Consider the following 18,814-nt stretch of genomic DNA (forward strand, 5'->3'; position numbering starts at 1 on the left):
GCAATCTCTTATGCAGTAAATCTTTGTAAAAACATAAATAAATAACTTTAAAGAATATGCAGGGCTGAAAAGTCGCTGTGCGTTTTTTGACCAGGAGCCGCTTAATGAGCCCGTTGAACCTTGCGTCACCCCTATCGCCGAGACGGCTCAAACACCTGCCCCTGGCCATGTTGCTGGCGGGGAGCGCCCAGGCTTACGCGGCCGATACCGCGCCCCCCGAAGCGGCTCCCGCAGGCAAAACCACGGCCGACAGTTCGCAACTGGAAACCGTGACGGTCACCACCCGCCGCCGTGAAGAAAGTTCGCAGGATGTGCCGACGCCAATGAGCGTGGTCAGCGGCCAGGTGCTGGAAACGCAAAGGGTCTATCGCATCCAGGATCTTCAGCAACTGGTGCCCAGCGTCAACGTCGCCTACATGCATGCGCGCCAGTCGAGCGTGTCGATTCGCGGCCTCGGTAACAACCCGGCAAGCGATGGCCTGGAGGGCAGCGTCGGGCTGTACATCGACAACGTTTACCTCGGCCGCCCGGGCATGGCAGTGTTCGACTTGATGGACATCGAGCAGCTCGAAGTCTTGCGCGGCCCTCAAGGCACGTTGTTCGGTAAAAACACCACCGCCGGCGTGATCAACATCAGCACCCGTGCACCGACATTTACGCCTGAGCGCAGCATCGAAACTTCGGTGGGCGAGGACGGCTATTTCCAGACCAAGGGCACGATTTCCGGCCCGCTGAACGATGAACTCGCCGGGCGTTTTTCCGCCTATCGAACCCGCAGCGACGGCGACATCAAGAACGAATTCAACGGCCATGAGTTGAACGGCGGCTCGCGCGAAGGCTTCCGTGGGCAGTTGCTGTTCAAGCCGAACGAATCGTTCAACCTGCGCTGGATCGGCGACTACAACGAAGAGGATTCCAGCGCCGGCACCCGCGTGTTGTACAACACCGGGCCGACCATCAATGGGGTCAACCTCTACCAGTCACGGGCCAACGCGGCCGGCGCGACGCTGGTCAACGGCACGCATCGCAAGGTCAATCTGGACAACGACCAGCACGTCACCGTGCATCAGGGCGGCACGTCGGTGGAGGCCAACTGGACGTTGCCGAGCGACTTTACCCTGACCTCCATCAGCGCCTACCGCTGGTGGAATTTCACCCCGCGCAACGACGATGGCTTGAACGTCCCGGCGACTTTTAACGCAGGCGTTTCGGTGGAGGATAAGCAGTACTCGCAGGAGTTTCGTTTGGCGTCGCCCAAGGGCGAATTTTTCGACTATGTGCTCGGCGCTTATTACTTCGGCTCCGATCTGGACAACAAATCCTTCGCCTATTACGGCCCGCAAGCGGACATCTGGAACGGCACGCCACGTGGCGCACTGGCCAACGTCGACAGCGTCGGTCACGGTCATATCGAAACCAACAGCTTCGCGCTGTTCGCCCAAGGCACCTGGCACCTCACTGAACGGCTGGACTTTACTGCCGGCGTGCGCGGCACCTATGAAGAGAAAAATGCCTGGGTCACTCGTGATGCGCCGCAGGGTGGTGCAGCGGTGACGGGCGCGGCCGCCACGGCACGACGTGGCCGCACCGGGGCGTATGACTCTGGTGATTTGAATCAGTACAGCTCAAGTCCATCGGGCCTGTTGAACCTCAGCTACCGCTTCACCGATGACTTGCTCGGTTATGCCACGTTGTCCCACGGCGAAAAATCCGGCGGGGTCAACCTCAGTGTCGGTTCGGCGCCCACCGCTGGCGCCGACTCGCTGCTGATCGGCACCGAACGCGCCAACAACGCCGAACTCGGCTTCAAAAGCACGCTGTGGGACCGTCGCCTGCAACTCAACGCCAACGTCTTCTGGACCCAGGTCAACGCCTACCAGACCAACGCCTACGATGACGTCAACCGCGTGCAGTACCTGACCAACGCCGGCTCCGTGCGCTCACGCGGCGTGGAATTCGAGAGCACGCTGATCCCGTTGCGCGGCCTGACATTGAACATCAACGGCTCCTACAACGACGTCAGTTACCTCTCCTACAAAGATGCTCCATGCCCGCCGGAAGTCAGCCTCGCGCCGGGTGCCCCGGCGTCTTGCGACTTGACTGGCCATCAAGTGGTCGGCGCCTCGAAATGGATCGGCAACGCCAACGGCGAATACAAATGGAACCTGAGTAGCGGCTTCGAAGAATACGTCACCGCCAGCTACGCCTTCCGCTCCAAAGCGGTGGGCACGGTGGAGGATTCCGACTTCGGCCAGATCCCGAGCTACGCCATCGTCAACCTGTCCACCGGCCTGCGTGGCGACTTCAACCAGGGTCAGTGGGACGTCTCGTTGTGGCTGAAAAACGCCTTCGACAAAACCTATTACACGACGCTCTGGACCGGTGGCAATGGCGGTTATGAGGGGTTGCTTGGAACGCCTAGGACGTTGGGCGTGACCGGTCGTTACGACTTCTAGTGGAGGTCTCGAAGGCATGCATGCGGGGAATATCTTCAATGCCTGGAAAGCATGGGTTTTTTACCTTCGCCCTAGAGCCCTTACGGGACAAGGCCTGCAGCAAACGGATGGTTTTAAATATTCGTTTTTGATCTAACTATAACTTTAAAGATTACTTTCGGAGATAAGCGTCTGCGCCAATGATTCATCCATCGACACGTTGTGCGGGGGAAATCAGGCACGGCGTTTCGGGTTATTCGCAAAGAGACCGCAGGGAGTTAAACAATGGGCAATGTCCAGACCGCCGCCAGTGCGCATGAGGTGCTGTGGCGCCAGGCACCGAGCGGTGAGTTGGTCGACCTCGGCCGGCCGCACCGCGTGCCCTTGGGCCAGTTGCGATTGCAGCGTGCGCCCAAAGGCATTTTGAGCCGGCGCGAGGCAATCCTGCTGGGTGTACTGGCGTTGCTGGTGCACGGCGCGGTGATCTATTGGGTCAATCAACAGCCGACCAAGGTGTTGCCAATCGTACCGCCGGAAATTCCGCCGATGACCATCGAGTTTTCGCGCCCGGCACCGCCCGTGGTCGAGCCGCCACCACCGCAGCCGGTTCAACCGGTTGTCGAACCGCCGCCTCCGGTGCAAGACGAACTGGCCGTGAAACCGCCGCCACCAAAACCGATTCCCAAACCCAAGCCAGTGTCCAAACCGATCCCGAAACCGGCCCCGAAAGCTGTCGAGCAACCGCCCGCGCCGCCGCAACCCGCAGCGCCGGTCGCGGCCCCGGCGCCACCCGCGCCACCCGCGCCCGCACCGGTTACCCCGGCTTCGGCCAACGCCGCGTACCTGAAGAACCCGGCGCCGGAATACCCGTCCCTGGCCCAGCGTCGTGGTTGGGAAGGCACGGTGTTGTTGCGCGTGCATGTGCTCGCCAACGGCAAGCCCGGTGAGATCCAGATCCAGAAAAGCAGCGGCCGCGAAGCGCTGGACGACGCGGCCTTAAGCGCCGTGAAACGCTGGAGTTTTGTGCCGGCCAAGCAGGGTGATGTCGCCCAGGACGGCTGGGTCAGCGTGCCCATCGATTTCAAGATTCATTAAACCGAAACCTTTATTGCGCGAAATGTTTACACGAGGAATTCACCATGACGTTATTGGCATCTCCACTTGAGTCCATCGAAAGCGCGGTGATCTGGCTGCTGGTGGTTTTTTCCGTCGCCACTTGGGGGCTGGCATTGCTCAAGGGTGTGCAGTTTGGTCGCCTCAAGGCACAGGATCGCACATTTCATCAGCAGTTCTGGGCCGCTTCTAGCCTCGATTCGGCGGCCGAGTTGAGCGAGACCCAGCCCGGTGCAGCGGCTCGGGTGGCCCAGGCAGGATATGCGGCGATTCAGGTGGGTGAGGCGCCACAGGCAACCGATTTGAGTCAGGCGATCAACCATCAGGACCGCCTCGAGCGAGCCTTACGCCAACAGATTGTTCGTGAGCGGCGCTCCCTGGAAACCGGTTTGGCGGTCGTTGCGAGTATTGGCAGTACGTCGCCGTTCATTGGTTTGTTCGGCACGGTGTGGGGAATCATGGAGGCGTTGAAAGGCATCAGCGCAGCGGGCTCGGCAAGCCTGGAAACCGTCGCCGGGCCGATTGGTGCGGCGCTGGTCGCCACGGGAGTGGGGATCGCCGTCGCGGTGCCGGCAGTGCTGGTTTACAACTACTTTTTGCGGCGCTTGAAACTGACCGTGGCGGACCTGGATGACTTTGCCCATGACTTCTACAGCCTGGCGCAGAAGAGCTCGTTCCGCGTGTTGATCCATCCGACGGCGCATAAAGTCGCCGCACAGGGCGGCGCGCAAAAAGTGAAGGAGGCGTCCTGATATGGCCTTCTCCACGCAAGACAGCGATGAGGTGCTGAGCGAAATCAACGTGACGCCGCTGGTGGACGTGATGCTGGTGCTGCTGGTGGTGTTCATCGTCACCGCACCGCTGCTGACCAACGCGATACCGATCAACCTGCCGAAGACCGAGGCCGTGGCACCGGTGGAGCAGAAAGACCCGCTGGTGGTGAGTATCGATGGCGCTGGAAAACTGTTTATCAACAAGGATGAAATCCAGCCGGATTTGCTTGAGTTCAACCTGAAGTCGGCGAAGGCCAAGGACCCGGAAGTACGCGTGCAATTGCAGGCCGATGATGGCGTGAATTACGGCGAAGTGGCGCGGGCCATGGCGTCCATCGAGCGGGCAGGGATTACCAAGTTGTCGGTGATTACCGCGCGCTGACAGATTTTCGATTTCCGGGGCCGTCTCCTTGGCAGGGTGCGGCCCTTTTTTTATTCCAGGCAAACACCAAACCCTGTAGGAGTGAGCCTGCTCGCGAAAGCGGCCTTTCAGCCACCATCAATGTTGAATGTGAGGCCGCCTTCGCGAGCAGGCTCACTCCTACAGGGGATTTGTTTATATTCGATATAGGTCTTAATAAATAGCTTCTTATTCCTTAACGAATATAACTCTCCTCCCTATACTCGATCGGGAACAGACACGCAGCAGGAGAGTTCCCCCATGCGCAACGAATCAATTCGCTACCTGATTGTGCCGGGCTGGCAAGGATCGCCGGAAGATCATTGGCAAAGCCACTGGCAGAACAGCCTGCCGAACAGCGCGCGGGTGGAGCAGGCCGATTGGCTGACGCCGCGTCGTGAAGACTGGGTCGCGGCGCTGGCAGAAGCGATTGCCGCCGACAGCACGCCAGTGATCTTGATTGCGCACAGTCTGGGTTGCATCACCGTCGCCCATTGGGCCGCCACTGCACCACTGCATTTTTTGCGTCAGGTTCGCGGTGCCTTGCTGGTCGCACCCGCGGACGTCGAGCGCCCGGCGTGCTCGCCGGCGCTGCGTAATTTCGCACCGATCCCGAACCACTTGTTGCCCTTTCCGAGCCAGGTCGTCAGTTCCGACAACGACAGCGCCGTGAGTGCGCCGCGAGCCCTCGAACTGGCCCGCAATTGGGGCGCCGAGGCGGGGATTCTGGCGGGTGCCGGACACATCAACGTCAAGTCCGGACACCAGCGCTGGGAGCAAGGTTTTGCCTACCTCTACCGCCTGCAAAACCGAATGGAACACCACGCCCTGCGACGAGCCTGAACCTTTTCTTTTTTGCTTTTGTTATTTAAAACAACGCCCCCGTCTCCCGGCGGTTTTGGGCGGGAGTCTGCCATGAGTTTTGAAGCTTTCGGTCAGCCACTGCTGACCTTTCCCGACGCAGAAAAAAGCCCCCTCAGCATTCGCGCCAAGGCGCTGGTGTTTGTCGATCCACGCTCTCGCCAGTTGCGCCAGGAGCTGGAGCAACTGGCGCCGCGCTCGATCTCGGTGTTGATCCGTGGCGAGACCGGTAGCGGCAAGGAATTGCTCGCCCGGCACATCCATCGTGCGAGTGATCGCGGCGGGTTGTTCGTCTCGGTCAATTGCGGCGCCATCAGCCCGACCTATGCCGACGCTGAGCTGTTCGGTTATGCCGCCGGCAGTTACAGCGGTGCGGCCAGCAGCCGCGCTGGCTGGTTCGGTTCGGCCAACGGTGGAACGCTCTACCTGGATGAGATCGGCGACTTGCCGCTGCCGATCCAGATCAAATTGCTTTCCGCCCTGGAAAACCACGAAGTCACCCGCGTTGGCGCGCCTCAGCCGAGCCCGGTGGATGTGCGCCTCGTCGCCGCCACCAGCATCGATCTGGCGCAAGCGGTGGCGGCCGGAAAATTCCATGAACGGCTTTATCACTACCTCAGCGAAGGCCAGCTCGAACTGCCCGCGTTGCGCGAGCGCGTCGGCGATATCCTTTCGCTGTCCGAATATTTCCTTGGCATTTACAGCCAACGCCTCGACCTACCGGTGCCGCTGATCAGCGAGGCAGCGCAGCTTGTGCTGGAGCGGCACAGTTGGCCGGGCAATACCCGGGAGCTGGAAAACGTCATTCACTTTGCGCTGCTGGTCAGCACCGGCGACGAGATTTTGCCGGAGCATTTAAATCTGCCTGAAGTGCCCGTGTCGTTGGTGCAGATCGAACAGCAACTCAAGCAGATCATCGGAAGTGGCTCCGCCGCCGAGAAAGAAGCTTTGAAACAACTGCTCAAACAGACCGGGCTTCTGTAGGAGCGAAGCAGACGACGCGATCTATCGGAAAAAACGCATTCCCTGTAGGAGCGAAGCTTGCTCGCGAACCAGGCGATGGGGTGTGTCAGGGGAGACGCTTTCGCGAGCAAGCTTCGCTCCTACAGGTAAAGCACGCGAGCTAGAGCTGTATGAACAAAATGGAATATCAAAGTGAATAAAAGATATTGTTCGGGAATAAAAAATCCCGGTATTGTCCGCTTCACGCCAGCGATAGCACTTCACTGGCACACGTACTAATTAGCCGTCGTCGATGACGACCGTGATATTCGATAAGGACACTGCATGAAAAAGGTTCTGTTGTTCACCACACTGGCGGCTGCCCTGACTGCGGGCCTGGCCCAGGCTGGCGAGAAACTGGTGGTTGCGGCAACCCCTGTTCCACACGCCGAGATTCTTGAACTGATCAAGCCAACCCTCGCCAAAGAAGGCGTGGACCTGGAAATCAAAGTCTTCACCGACTACGTTCAACCCAACGTACAGGTTGATCAGAAGCGTCTGGACGCCAACTACTTCCAGACCCTGCCGTACCTGAAAAGCTTCAACGAAGGCAAAGGCACTAATCTGGTGACCGTGATCGGCGTTCACGTCGAACCGTTCGGCGGCTACTCGAAGAAAGTAAAATCCCTGGCTGAGCTGAAGGACGGCGCGACCATCGCCATCCCGAACGAAGGCAGCAACAGCGGCCGTGCCCTGATCCTGTTGCAGAAGGCTGGCCTGATCGAGTTGAAAGACCCGAAAAACGCCCTGGCGACCCCGAAAGACATCGCCAAGAACCCGCACAACTTCAAGTTCAAGGAGCTTGAGTCCGCGATGTTGCCGCGTGTTCTGGATCAGGTTGACCTGGACATGATCAACACCAACTACGCGCTGGAAGCAGGTCTAAACCCGGCTAAAGACGCGCTGGTGATCGAAGGTGCCGATTCGCCTTACGTGAACTTCCTGGTGGCTCGTCCGGACAACAAGGACAGCGTTGCCATCCAGAAACTGGCCAAAGCCTTGACCAGCCCGGAAGTGAAAGCATTCATCGCCAAGAAGTACAGCGGCGCGGTACTGCCGGCGTTCTGATTCGCGAGGTAAACCCTTTCAAGGTTTCGAGCGCCGACGGCTGATTAAGCGTCGGCGTTTTTTATGGCGCGTGAAAATCAAAAGAATCACAGCGTTCTGTAGGAGCAAAGCTTGCTCGCGAAGCAGGCGACTCGGTCTGTCGCGAGAACGCCTTCGCGGGCAAGCCTCGCTCCTACAGACTCAGGCCACCCTGGCCTCCAGCGCCCTGCGCAACGCCACCAACAATTTCACGATTTCTTGCGGATCCAGCCGCTGTGGCACTTTCACGTCAGCCATTTTTCTCTTCCTTGTGATGGTTCGGCCAGGGAGTCTGGCCAAAAGCTGTGCGTCCTTGGAGGGGCTTTTTGAAAAAAGGATCCCTCCTACAGCTGGAAGGAAAATAGTCGTCTTCCTTCGCCTGGGCAAATCCGGCGGATAGTTTTTTGCGTGATATCAATATGCTTTAACGGTATTTAAATTCTTCTTTTTATACCTTTAAAGTCGGTGCCTGCCGCGCGGTTATCCGCTGCCCATGGACTGCACCACCGTCGCTTACCCCCGCGACGTCCAGGATGTTCAATGAACTTCGATTACGCTTTTATCCTCAGCACCCTGCCGGCGTTTCTCAAAGCCGTGGGCGTGACGCTGCAGGTCGGTTTTATCGCCATCGGCACATCGCTGCTGGTGGCCCTGATCAACGCAACGATTCTAGTGTTTCGCACGCCCTACCTGCAGCGGCTGGTCGGACTCTATGTCGAGTTGGCGCGCAACACGCCGCTGCTCATCCAGCTGTTCTTCGTGTACTTCGCCTTGCCGGCGCTGGGCATCAAGGTCTCGGGGTTTGCTGCGGCGATCATCACCATGACTTTTCTCGGCGGCGCTTATCTGACCGAAGTACTGCGCGCTGGCGTGGATGCGGTGCCCCAGGCACAACTCGAATCCGGCCGTTCCATTGGCTTGTCCCACGGGCAATTGTTGCGCTACGTGATCCTGCCGCAAGCCGGGATTCTCAGCCTGCCGTCGCTGTTCGCCAATTTCATCTTCCTGCTCAAGGAGACCACCGTGGTCTCGGCGGTGGCGGTGCCGGAGATTCTCTACACCACCAAAAGCTACATCGCGCTCTACTACAAAACCTACGAAATGCTCGCTGTGCTGACGTTGATTTGCGTGCTGTTGTTCTTGCCGCTGTCGCTGCTGCTCAGCCGCCTGGAAAGGAGGCTCCAGCATGGCCAGTTCGGGTCTTGAATTGCTCTGGGTGTCCCTGCCGCAACTGGGCAAGGGCGCGGCGCAAACCTTGTCGATTTCCTTCTTGAGCATCGCCATCAGCACCGTAGGCGGCGTGCTTTACGGCGTATTGCGCACTCTGAATTCGAAATGGCTGAACGCGATCCTGCGGGTCTACCTGGAATTGTTCCGGGCGATCCCGGTACTGGTGTGGCTGTACCTGCTGTTTTTTGGTCTGCCGATTTTTTTCGGCCTGAGCATTCCAAGCTTCTGGTGCGCGGTGTTGGTGCTGTCGCTGTGGGGCGCCAGCGAGGTCGGCGAAGTGGTGCGTGGCGCGTTGCATTCGTTGCCGCGCGGGCAGCGTGAAGCGGGGTTATCGATTGGTTTGGATGGCCCGCAACTCTACGGCTACGTGCTGCTGCCTCAGGCCCTGAAACGCATGACGCCGCCGACCATCAACGTCTACACGCGAATCATCAAGACCAGCTCCCTGGCGGTGCTGATCGGCGTGGTGGACGTGATCAAGGTCGGCCAGCAAATCATCGAACGCACCTATGAATCAGTGCTGATCTACGGCGCGCTGTTCCTGTTTTTCTTTTTCATTTGCTACCCGCTGTCGGCCGCTTCGCGCGTGCTGGAGCGGCGCTGGACGCAAGCATGAGCGCATTGATTGAGTTCAAGGGTTTCAACAAGTTTTTCGGCGAGCAGCAAGTGCTGGACGGTATCGACCTGCACGTGAAGTCAGGCGAAGTGATCGTCATCCTCGGCCCCAGCGGCTGTGGCAAAAGCACCTTGCTGCGCTGCCTCAACGGACTGGAAGTCGCCCACAGCGGCAGCTTGAACTTTGCCGGCCGCGAGCTGCTGGACAAGGGCACCGACTGGCGCGAAGTGCGGCAGCAGATCGGCATGGTGTTCCAGAGTTATCACCTGTTCCCGCACATGAGCGTGCTCGACAACCTGTTGCTCGGCCCGGTCAAAGTGCAAAAACGCGACCGCCGCGAAGCCCGGGATCAGGCCGAAGCCTTGCTGGCGCGCGTGGGCTTGCTGGACAAGCGCGACGCCTTCCCGCGTCAGCTCTCCGGTGGCCAGCAGCAACGCATCGCCATCGTCCGTTCGCTGTGCATGAACCCCAAAGTCATGCTCTTCGACGAAGTCACCGCCGCCCTCGATCCGGAAATGGTCAAGGAAGTGCTGGAAGTCATTCAGGGCCTGGCCCGCGAGGGCATGACCCTGTTGATCGTCACCCACGAAATGGCCTTCGCCCGCGCCGTGGCGGACCGAATTGTGTTCATGGATGCCGGGCGAATCCTCGAACAAAACCCACCCGAGATTTTCTTTACGAACCCGCAAACCGCACGAGCGCAGCAGTTCCTGGAGAAGTTCTCCTACGTCGCCGCTTTACCCAAAACGACTCAAACAAAGGAACTGGAACCGCTATGAAAACTGCCAAGACTTCACTGCTGCTACTCCCGCTGCTCGGCCTCGCGTTGCTGGCCGGTTGCAACAAAACCGATGAACCCGCCAAGCCTGCGGCCACCGCCAGCTACCTGGAAAAAATCAAGGCGCGGGACAAGTTGATCGTCGGGGTCTTCACCGACAAACCGCCGTTTGGTTTCGTCAATGAGGCCGGGCGTTATGTGGGTTTCGATACCGACATCGGCCGTCAATTCGCCAAGGACCTGCTGGGCGATGAGAACAAAGTCGAGTTCGTCGCGGTGGAACCTGCCAGCCGGATTCCGTTCCTGCAAAGCGACAAGGTCGACCTGATCCTGGCCAACATGACCGTCACCCCGGAGCGCAAGGAAGCGGTGGAATTCACCAACCCGAACCTCAAGGTCGCGGTGCAGGCGCTGGTTCCGCAAGCCAGCACGGTGAAAAACCTAGATGACCTGGCGACGCGCACCACCATCGTGACCACGGGCACCACGGCCGATATCTGGCTGACCAAGAATCACCCGGACTGGAAACTGCTGAAGTTCGAGAAAAACTCCGAGTCTCTGCAAGCGCTGGCCAATGGGCGCGGCGATGCTTATGCACAGGACAATCTGGTGCTGTTCAGCTGGGCCAAGCAAAACCCTGGCTACCGCGTGCTGACCCAGACGCTGGGCGCAGAAGCACCGATTGCACCGGCGGTGAAGAAGGGCAACATCGAACTGCGTGATTGGGTGAATTCCGAGTTGGAGAAACTGGGCGAGGAGAAGTACCTGCTGAAGCTTTACGACCAATATGTGCGTAAAGAGCTGAGCGATGACACCAAGCCTGAGAGCGTGATTGTTGAGGGTGGGAAGTGGCAGGGGTGATTCTCTAGCTTTTGCAGTGCTCTCTCAGCCGTCATCGCGAGCAGGCTCGCTCCCACTTTTGACCGTGTCCGCCGGGATAACTCGGTCAACTGTAGGAGTGAGCCTGCTCGCGATAGCGGTTTATCAGACGCTGATTCAGTCTGGCCAATACCACGCCGGTTCATCCAGCAACCGCTGCCCGACAATCCCGGTCTGGCCGAGGTTCTTCTCCAACACAATGCAATTGCATTCCGAATCTTCCTGCAATTCCGAAATCAACCGCCGCGCATGGGAAACCACCCATACCTGACACTGTTCCGACGCCCGGATAATCAACCGTGCCAACGCCGGCAACAGGTCTGGATGCAAACTGGTTTCCGGCTCGTTCAGCACCATCAGCGTCGGCGGCCGGGGCGTCAGCAACGCCGCCACCAGCAGCAAATAACGCAACGTACCGTCCGACAGTTCGGCCGCCGACAACGGTCGCAGCAACCCTTCCTGAAAAAACTCAATCGCAAACCGCCCGCCCTGCAGCGGCGCGATGTTCAATCGTGCACCAGGGAACGCGTCACTGATCGCAGACTGCAACGCCTCGGGGTCGCCGATTTCACGAATCGTCTGCAACGCGGCGGCGAGGTCGCGCCCATCGTGGTGCAACACCGGCGTGCGGGTGCCCAGTTGCGGTTGGCGCACTGGCGCATCGGCATCGCTGCGAAAGTGATCATAGAAGCGCCAGCGGCGGATGAACTCACGCAACTGCATGACTTCCGGCGAGGTACGGAAGCTGCCGACCTGATCGAACAGGCTGTCGAAATTCGGTGTGTGCTGGGCCAGCACGTCCCAGTCGCGGCCGACCCGGGCGCGGATCATCGGACCGTTACGTTCCACCATGAGACTGGCCGGGCGGTAAAACGGGCCGTTCCAGATGCATTCCTTTTTGATTTCCGGGTCCAGGGAAAACGCGGACAGGCTTGGTTCCGGCAAACCCAGCGCGATCGAATAGCTGAAATCCTCACCGGCAAACCCCAGACGCAGGCGTTTGGCGCCGTGGCGCACGGTCGCCTCGATCGGGACTTCACCATTACGCATGCGCCGGGTGATGGTTTCCGGCCCGGCCCAGAACGTCGAATCCAGCCCGCCCTCACGGGCCAAGGCGTTGACGACGCCACCCTGAGCGGTTTCCGCCAGCAGCCGCAACGCGCGGTAGAGGTTGGATTTGCCGCTGCCGTTGGGGCCGGTGATCAGGTTCAACCGGCCCAGCGGAATCACCAATTTATTGATCGAGCGGTAATTGGCCACCGCGAGGGTTTTGAGCATAAGCGCTTCCTGCTGCAGAGGCTGCCAGTTTGCCTTATTGTCACAAATACCGTGATCCCTGTAGCAGCTGGCGAAGCCTGCGTTCGGCTGCGCAGCAGTCGTAAAATCAGCGCACGCGGTCTATCAAGCGGATTGTGCAAGCCGGATTGACGACTGCTGCGCAGCCGGACGCAGGCTTCGCCAGCTGCTACAAGGATTACGACGTGATCGGTTTATTTGTTGCAGTCAGTGCACCCGTGGAACCCTGTTCTAAGCTCACAGTCGTATCGCCATTGGCACGTCCGTACAACGCAAAGGAGTCTGCATGGCTGGTCCCGGATTGAAAACAGTGGTTGGCCTGAGCCTCCTTGCCCTGCTGACCGCGTGTGGTGATAAAAAACCGGTCGAGAAGGACCGTCCACGGGTGTTCGTCCAAGAGGTCAAACCCAAGGATTACGCCGCGTCGGTGACGCTCACCGGCGATGTCCAGGCCCGGGTCCAGACCGAATTGTCGTTCCGCGTGGGCGGCAAGATCATTCAGCGCATGGTCGATGTCGGTGACCGGGTGTCGGCCAAACAAGTGCTGGCCAGACTCGATCCCAAAGACCTGCAGACCAACGTCGACTCGGCCCAGGCCCAGGTCGTCGCCGAGCAGGCCCGGGTCACACAGACCGCCGCCGCTTTCGTTCGCCAGCAAAAACTCTTGCCCAAGGGCTACACCAGCCAAAGCGAATACGATTCCGCCCAAGCCGCGTTGCGCAGCAGTCAGAGCGCGTTGACCGCTGCCCAGGCGCAACTGGCCAACGCTCGCGATCAACTGCGCTACACCGCGCTGGTTGCCGATGCGCCGGGGGTGATTACTGCGCGTCAGGCCGAGGTCGGCCAGGTGGTGCAGGCGACAGTGCCGATTTTCAGCCTGGCACGCGATGGCGAGCGCGACGCGGTGTTCAACGTCTACGAATCGCTGCTGGCCGAGGCACCGCAGGATAAAACAGTCGTGGTCAGCCTGCTCGACAACCCGGCGATCAAAACCACCGGCACCGTGCGGGAAGTCACCCCGGCCGTGTCCGCGCAGACCGGCACCGTGCAAGTCAAAGTCACCCTCGACGGCCTGCCTGAAGGCATGCAATTGGGCTCGGTGGTGAGCGCCACGGCGAAGACGCCGGGCAAATCCGCCGTGGAATTGCCGTGGTCGGCGCTGACCAAAAACCTCAGCGATCCAGCGGTATGGCTGGTGGACGCAGAGGGCAAAGCGCAACTGCACACCATCACGGTCGGTCGCTACCTGATCGGCAAAGTGATCATCAGCGCCGGTCTGCAGGGTGGCGAAAAAGTTGTCATCGCGGGTGGCCAGTTACTGCACCCCGGCGTGAAAGTCGAAATCGCCGAAAACACCTACAAGGATTTAGCAGTGGAAGCCCAGCCATGAAGCGTCTGTTACTGGTGTGCACCGCGGTGATGCTGGCGGCCTGCTCGAAAGAAGAACCGCCGCCGGAGCCAGTACGCCCGGTGCTATCGGTCAAGGTCCAGGCGTTGGATGAGGAAAATCTCGGCCGCTTCGCCGGCAGCATACAGGCCCGCTATGAAAGCAATACCGGGTTCCGTGTGCCGGGGCGCATCGCCAGCCGTAGCGTCGATGTCGGTGCCGAAGTCGAAAAGGGCGCGTTACTCGCCACGCTGGATCCCAGCGATCAGCAGAACCAGTTGCGTTCCGCCCAAGGCAATCTGGCCAGCGTCCAGGCCCAACTCATCAACGCCCAGGCCAACGCCCGGCGCCAAAAGGAATTGTTCGATCGCGGCGTCGGCGCCCAGGCGCAACTCGACATCGCGCAGACCGACCTGAAAACCACCCAGGCCTCCCTCGATCAAGCGCAGGCGGCGGTCGATCAAGCCAAGGACCAGCTCAATTACGTCGAACTGCGCTCCGACCACAAAGCCGTGGTCACCGCGTGGAATGCCGAAGCCGGGCAAGTCGTCACCGCCGGCCAGCAAGTGGTGACCCTGGCGCAGCCGGACATCAAGGAAGCCGTGATCGACCTGCCGGACACATTGGTCGATCAGTTGCCGACCGACGTCGTGTTTCAAGTCGCCGCCCAACTGGACCCGAGAATAACCACCACTGCCATCGTTCGTGAGATCGAGCCCCAGGCCCAGAGTGCGACCCGTACCCGCCGAGCCCGCCTGACCCTGACCGACACACCGCCCGGCTTTCGCCTGGGCACCGCGATCAGCGTGACCCTCAGCTCCGCGATCAAACCGCGCATCGAATTGCCCTTGAGTGCGCTTCAGGAGGTCGATGGCAAAACCCGCATCTGGGTCATCGATATGCAGACCCAGACCGTTGCTCCACGAGACGTCAGCCTGGTCAGCCGCACAGACTCAACGATGATCCTGGCCAGTGGCGTGAAGTCCGGTGAGCGGGTGGTCAGCGCCGGTGTGAACAGCCTGAAACCCGGGCAAAAAGTGAAAATCGATGAGGACAGCCCACAATGAAAGGGAGTTTCAACTTATCCGAATGGGCCCTCAAGCATCAGTCGTTTGTCTGGTATTTGATGTTCGTCGCGCTGCTGATGGGCGTGTTCTCGTACATGAACCTGGGCCGCGAAGAAGACCCGTCGTTCACCATCAAAACCATGGTCATCCAGACCCGCTGGCCGGGCGCTACCCAGGAAGAAACCCTCAAGCAGGTCACGGATCGCATCGAGAAGAAGCTCGAAGAACTCGACTCCCTCGACTACGTGAAAAGCTATACGCGGCCCGGCGAATCGACGGTGTTCGTCAACCTGCGCGACACCACCAGTGCCAAGGACATTCCGGAAATCTGGTACCAGGTGCGCAAGAAGATCAACGACATTCGCGGCGACTTCCCTCAGGGCCTGCAAGGGCCGGGGTTCAACGACGAGTTCGGTGATGTGTTCGGTTCGGTCTACGCCTTTACCGCCGACGGCTTGTCAATGCGCCAGTTGCGCGATTACGTGGAACAGGTCCGCGCCGAAATTCGTGAAGTGCCGGGGCTGGGCAAGGTCGAGATGATCGGTGAGCAGGACGAAGTCCTCTACCTGAATTTCTCCACCCGTAAACTGGCGGCGCTGGGCATCGATCAGCGCCAGGTGGTGCAGAGCCTGCAAACCCAGAACGCGGTGACCCCGGCCGGGGTGATCGAGGCCGGTCCCGAGCGCATTTCGGTGCGCACCTCGGGGCAGTTCGCTTCCGAGAAAGACCTGGCCAACGTCAACCTGCGGCTCAATGATCGCTTCTACCGCTTGGCCGACATCGCCGACATCAGCCGTGGCTACGTTGACCCGGCGACACCGGAGTTCCGTTTCAACGGCCATCCGGGCATCGGCCTCGCCATCGCCATGAAGAAGGGCGGCAACATCCAGGAGTTCGGCAAGGCGTTGCACCAGCGCATGACCGACCTGACTGCGGACTTGCCGGTGGGCGTCGGTGTGCACACGGTTTCCGACCAGGCCGAAGTGGTGGAAAAAGCCGTCGGCGGTTTCACCAGTGCCTTGTTCGAAGCCGTAGTGATCGTGTTGATCGTCAGCTTCGTCAGCCTCGGTGTACGCGCCGGGCTGGTGGTGGCGTGCTCGATCCCGCTGGTGCTGGCGATGGTCTTCATCTTCATGGAATACAGCGGCATCACCATGCAGCGGATTTCCCTCGGCGCGCTGATCATCGCCCTCGGCCTGCTGGTGGACGACGCAATGATTACCGTCGAGATGATGGTCACGCGCCTTGAAATGGGCGAGACCAAGGAGCAGGCGGCGACGTTTGCCTACACCTCGACCGCATTCCCGATGCTCACCGGTACGTTGGTGACGGTGGCCGGTTTCGTGCCCATCGGGTTGAACGCCAGCTCGGCGGGCGAGTACACCTTTACCCTGTTTGCGGTAATCGCCGTGGCGATGCTGGTGTCATGGATTGTCGCTGTACTGTTCGCGCCGGTGATCGGCGTGCACATCCTCAGCGCCAACGTAAAACCCCATGACGCCGAGCCGGGTCGCATCGGCCGTGCGTTCAATTACGGCATGCTCTGGGCGATGCGCAATCGTTGGTGGGCCATCGGCATCACAATTGCGCTGTTTGTCGCGTCGGTGTTTTCCATGCAGTTCGTGCAAAACCAGTTCTTCCCGTCCTCGGACCGCCCGGAAATCCTCGTCGACCTGAACCTGCCGCAAAACGCCTCTATAGCCGAAACCCGCAAGGCGGTGGATAAGCTCGAAGCGACGCTCAAGGATGACCCCGACATCGTGCGCTGGAGCACTTACATCGGCGAGGGTGCGATCCGTTTCTACCTGCCCCTCGACCAGCAATTGCAGAACCCGTACTACGCGCAATTGGTGATCGTCAGCAAAGGCCTGGAATCGCGTAACGCCCTCAGCCAACGCTTGCGCGAGCGGCTGCGCAAAGATTTTGTCGGCATCGGCAGCTACGTCCAGGCGCTGGAAATGGGCCCGCCGGTGGGGCGGCCGATTCAGTACCGGGTCAGCGGCAAGGACATCGATCAGGTGCGCAAACACGCGATCGCCTTGGCCACCGAACTGGACAAGAACTCACACATCGGCGAGATCATTTACGACTGGAACGAACCGGGCAAAGTCCTGCGCATCGAGATCGCTCAGGACAAGGCGCGGCAATTGGGGTTGTCGTCGGAAGACGTGGCCAACCTGATGAACAGCATCGTGGTCGGCTCGCAGGTCACTCAGGTCGATGACGATATCTACCTGATCAACGTCGTGGGCCGCGCTGTGGACGCGGAACGCGGTACGCCGGAGACCCTGCAGAACTTGCAGATCGTCACCCCGAGCGGCACCTCGATTCCGCTGCTGGCCTTCGCCACGGTGCGCTATGAACTGGAGCAACCGCTGGTCTGGCGCCGCGACCGCAAGCCGACGATTACCATCAAGGCGGCGGTGCGTGATGAGATTCAGCCGACCGACCTGGTGAAACAGCTCAAGCCCGATATCGACAAATTCGCCGCCAGTTTGCCGGTGGGTTACTCGGTCGCCACGGGCGGTACGGTGGAGGAAAGCGGCAAGGCTCAGGGGCCGATTGCCAAAGTGGTGCCGTTGATGCTGTTCCTGATGGCGACCTTCCTCATGATCCAGCTGCACAGCGTGCAGAAGCTGTTCCTGGTGGCCAGCGTCGCGCCGCTCGGCCTGATTGGCGTGGTGCTGGCGCTGATCCCGACGGGGACGCCGATGGGCTTTGTGGCAATCCTGGGGATTCTGGCGCTGATCGGCATCATCATCCGCAACTCGGTGATTCTGGTGACCCAGATCGATGCCCTGGAGAAAGAGGGCGTTGCACCTTGGGATGCCGTGGCGCAGGCCACGGAGCATCGGCGCCGGCCGATTCTGCTGACCGCTGCGGCGGCGAGTCTGGGGATGATTCCGATTGCCCGGGAAGTGTTCTGGGGGCCGATGGCGTACGCGATGATTGGCGGGATCATCATTGCGACGTTGCTGACGCTGCTGTTTTTGCCGGCGCTGTACGTCGCCTGGTACAAAATCCGCGAGCCGAAAAAAGAGGTGCAGTAAGGCGAGCGCTTCGCGCTCTATTCGTGAGCAAGCCCGCTCCCTCATTTGACCGCGTCAGTCTGGACAACTCGGTCAACTGTAGGAGCGAGCCTGCTCGCGAAGGCGCCAGTACAGACACCGCAAGTCTTAAGGCCTTACACCTTACGCCAAACACTCGCCAACCAAGGCTGCTGCTCCCGCGGCAGCCCCGCCGGCCGGTAGTAATGCTCCAGCTCCACAAACCCCGCCTCAGTCAGCAATTGCTGCCAGGCCGCAAGATCGTGATACGCCCCATACCGCGGCCCATTCCACCCCTCCTGATTTTCACCCCGAGGATTGGAACTGAACAACACGCCACCCGGCTTCAACGCCCCGCGCAACTCCTTCAACACCCGAGGCAATTCCTGGCGCGGGATATGAAACAGCACCGCATTGGCAAAAATCCCGTCGAAGCGCTCGGCTGGCAGGTCCAGCTTCAGAAAATCCTGTTGCCACACCTCACAACCACTGTCCTCACGCGCCATCTGCGCAAACTTCTCTGACCCATCCAGCCCGACAGCCGTGTGGCCCATGCGCGTGAACGTCTGCAAATCACGCCCCGGTCCACAGCCGAAATCGAGAATGTCGAACGGCGCCTCGCCCTGAATATGCCGCAGCAGGGCATCGATGTTCTGGCTGACATCATGATCGCGAGTGCCCTCGCGAAAACCTTCGGCCACCGAGTTGTAATGGCCCAGGGTGGTGGCGGTGATCTGCTCGAGGTCGTCGGGGGTTTGTTTCATGGTGGGCTGCGCAGGCAATGGGGATTTGCCGAATATACGCCATGAGGACGGTGGCTGCTGCGCAGCCAATCGCGGGCAAG

At 60.0% G+C, this 18,814-nt stretch carries 16 protein-coding genes; 14 read left to right on the forward strand and 2 right to left on the reverse strand.

Going from position 1 to position 18,814, the window contains the following annotated elements; translation table 11 throughout:
• Positions 1–104: 104 nt before the first annotated feature.
• The 11 genes from ACYZTY_RS29725 to ACYZTY_RS29775 all read left to right on the forward strand — a co-directional run bounded on the left by ACYZTY_RS29725 (position 105) and on the right by ACYZTY_RS29775 (position 11,155).
• Positions 105–2,456 carry a TonB-dependent receptor gene (locus ACYZTY_RS29725; RefSeq protein WP_461956590.1) on the forward strand — a complete coding sequence of 784 codons (2,352 nt, stop codon included), beginning with the start codon at positions 105–107 and terminating at the stop codon, positions 2,454–2,456.
• Between the two features lie 264 nt (positions 2,457–2,720).
• The gene (locus tag ACYZTY_RS29730) at positions 2,721–3,530 is read left to right on the forward strand and encodes an energy transducer TonB (RefSeq protein WP_461956591.1); all 810 of its coding nucleotides are present in this window, start codon (positions 2,721–2,723) and stop codon (positions 3,528–3,530) included.
• Positions 3,531–3,574: 44 nt separating this feature from the next.
• Positions 3,575–4,300: a MotA/TolQ/ExbB proton channel family protein gene (locus tag ACYZTY_RS29735; RefSeq protein WP_461956592.1), complete on the forward strand. Its 726-nt coding sequence runs from the start codon at positions 3,575–3,577 to the stop codon at positions 4,298–4,300.
• Position 4,301: 1 nt separating this feature from the next.
• On the forward strand, positions 4,302–4,703 hold the full coding sequence (locus ACYZTY_RS29740) for an ExbD/TolR family protein (RefSeq protein ID WP_003220570.1): 402 nt from the start codon (positions 4,302–4,304) through the stop codon (positions 4,701–4,703).
• Between the two features lie 279 nt (positions 4,704–4,982).
• Positions 4,983–5,564 (forward strand): alpha/beta hydrolase, encoded by a 582-nt coding sequence (locus tag ACYZTY_RS29745; protein ID WP_461956593.1) that lies wholly within the window; start codon positions 4,983–4,985, stop codon positions 5,562–5,564.
• A gap of 72 nt (positions 5,565–5,636) precedes the next feature.
• Complete coding sequence (locus tag ACYZTY_RS29750; protein WP_461956594.1) at positions 5,637–6,566, forward strand: sigma 54-interacting transcriptional regulator; 930 nt, start codon at positions 5,637–5,639, stop codon at positions 6,564–6,566.
• 303 nt (positions 6,567–6,869) lie between these two features.
• Complete coding sequence (locus ACYZTY_RS29755; protein ID WP_461956595.1) at positions 6,870–7,652, forward strand: MetQ/NlpA family ABC transporter substrate-binding protein; 783 nt, start codon at positions 6,870–6,872, stop codon at positions 7,650–7,652.
• A 558-nt stretch (positions 7,653–8,210) separates the two neighbouring features.
• Positions 8,211–8,876, forward strand: a complete 666-nt coding sequence (locus tag ACYZTY_RS29760; protein WP_008148239.1) for an amino acid ABC transporter permease — start codon at positions 8,211–8,213, stop codon at positions 8,874–8,876.
• Complete coding sequence (locus ACYZTY_RS29765; protein WP_046047295.1) at positions 8,857–9,516, forward strand: amino acid ABC transporter permease; 660 nt, start codon at positions 8,857–8,859, stop codon at positions 9,514–9,516. Before ACYZTY_RS29760 ends, ACYZTY_RS29765 begins: the two co-directional genes overlap by 20 nt.
• Positions 9,513–10,295 carry an amino acid ABC transporter ATP-binding protein gene (locus ACYZTY_RS29770; RefSeq protein WP_461956596.1) on the forward strand — a complete coding sequence of 261 codons (783 nt, stop codon included), beginning with the start codon at positions 9,513–9,515 and terminating at the stop codon, positions 10,293–10,295. The genes ACYZTY_RS29765 and ACYZTY_RS29770 overlap by 4 nt, the downstream gene beginning before the upstream one ends.
• A complete protein-coding gene (locus ACYZTY_RS29775) occupies positions 10,292–11,155 on the forward strand; it encodes a transporter substrate-binding domain-containing protein (RefSeq protein WP_461956597.1) in 864 nt (287 codons plus the stop codon). Before ACYZTY_RS29770 ends, ACYZTY_RS29775 begins: the two co-directional genes overlap by 4 nt.
• Positions 11,156–11,290: 135 nt before the next feature.
• Here ACYZTY_RS29775 and ACYZTY_RS29780 read toward each other — a convergent pair whose 3' ends face one another.
• Positions 11,291–12,451 (reverse strand): AAA family ATPase, encoded by a 1,161-nt coding sequence (locus ACYZTY_RS29780; protein WP_461956598.1) that lies wholly within the window; start codon positions 12,449–12,451, stop codon positions 11,291–11,293.
• Between the two features lie 304 nt (positions 12,452–12,755).
• Here ACYZTY_RS29780 and ACYZTY_RS29785 point away from each other — a divergent pair, with 304 nt between their 5' ends.
• The 3 genes from ACYZTY_RS29785 to ACYZTY_RS29795 are packed head-to-tail and all read left to right on the forward strand — an operon-like array spanning position 12,756 to position 17,973.
• Positions 12,756–13,859, forward strand: a complete 1,104-nt coding sequence (locus ACYZTY_RS29785; protein WP_461956599.1) for an efflux RND transporter periplasmic adaptor subunit — start codon at positions 12,756–12,758, stop codon at positions 13,857–13,859.
• The gene (locus ACYZTY_RS29790; RefSeq protein ID WP_461956600.1) at positions 13,856–14,923 is read left to right on the forward strand and encodes an efflux RND transporter periplasmic adaptor subunit; all 1,068 of its coding nucleotides are present in this window, start codon (positions 13,856–13,858) and stop codon (positions 14,921–14,923) included. Before ACYZTY_RS29785 ends, ACYZTY_RS29790 begins: the two co-directional genes overlap by 4 nt.
• Complete coding sequence (locus ACYZTY_RS29795; protein ID WP_461956601.1) at positions 14,920–17,973, forward strand: efflux RND transporter permease subunit; 3,054 nt, start codon at positions 14,920–14,922, stop codon at positions 17,971–17,973. The genes ACYZTY_RS29790 and ACYZTY_RS29795 overlap by 4 nt, the downstream gene beginning before the upstream one ends.
• A gap of 134 nt (positions 17,974–18,107) precedes the next feature.
• Here ACYZTY_RS29795 and ACYZTY_RS29800 read toward each other — a convergent pair whose 3' ends face one another.
• Positions 18,108–18,734 (reverse strand): class I SAM-dependent methyltransferase, encoded by a 627-nt coding sequence (locus ACYZTY_RS29800; RefSeq protein WP_461956602.1) that lies wholly within the window; start codon positions 18,732–18,734, stop codon positions 18,108–18,110.
• Positions 18,735–18,814: the final 80 nt, after the last annotated feature.

The sequence above is a fragment of the Pseudomonas sp. LB1P83 genome (genome assembly GCF_054897885.1).